The organism is Pseudomonas sp. K5002, assembly GCF_013386655.1.
In the GTDB taxonomy this organism is placed as follows: domain Bacteria; phylum Pseudomonadota; class Gammaproteobacteria; order Pseudomonadales; family Pseudomonadaceae; genus Aquipseudomonas.
Window position 1 is genome coordinate 1 of the sequence record NZ_JACARK010001469.1, and the last position, 635, is coordinate 635.

At 67.2% G+C, this 635-nt stretch carries 1 pseudogene; it reads right to left on the minus strand.

Going from position 1 to position 635, the window contains the following annotated elements:
* Positions 1–635: pseudogene (locus HX846_RS37240) on the minus strand (poly-beta-1,6 N-acetyl-D-glucosamine export porin PgaA); the annotation flags it as partial.

The window sequence follows — 635 nt, forward strand, 5'->3', positions numbered from 1 at the left end:
GATGCCGAAATCGCGGCTGCCGGACACCGCGCCCGCGCCGTTATCGCCGCCGCCGTTGCTTTTGCCGGTGTAGGCCTCGACGCGCAATTCGGCCATGTCGTGCACATCCCGCAGGCGGCTGAGGCGCTGTACCTGGCGGTTGTCCGGGGCGCGGTCGACCACGTCATCGGTGAGTGCATCGAGCTGACGCCATTCCTGCAGATCGAGGGCAGTGTGGCCTTGGGAAACCTCCAGGCCGATGTCGCGCGGGGCCTGGGCTTCGGTTTCCTTGAGGGTGTTTTCGGCGCGCCGTGGCCAGTCGCGGGCACGGTACATATCGGCCTGGGCCAGGCGCAGGCCGATATTGCCCGGGGCCTGTTGCACCAGGGCTTCCAGGCCTTTTTCGCTGGCGGGCAGGTCGGCGCCATAGGTGCCGGCCTGGGCGGCCAATTGTTGGGCGTCCATCCAGGCGTCGTTGGGGTTGCCGATGGGCAAGCCCTTGAGCTCGACCCGGGGTTTCTGGGTGCTCGCCAGGTTGTCGGCGACTTCGCGAGCTTCCACCACTTGATCGTTTTCGAGCAGGGCGTAGAACAGCGCGGTGCTGTCTTCGACGTGATCGCCGGCGTCCGCATCGCTTGCCGCCAGGGCCTGGCGAT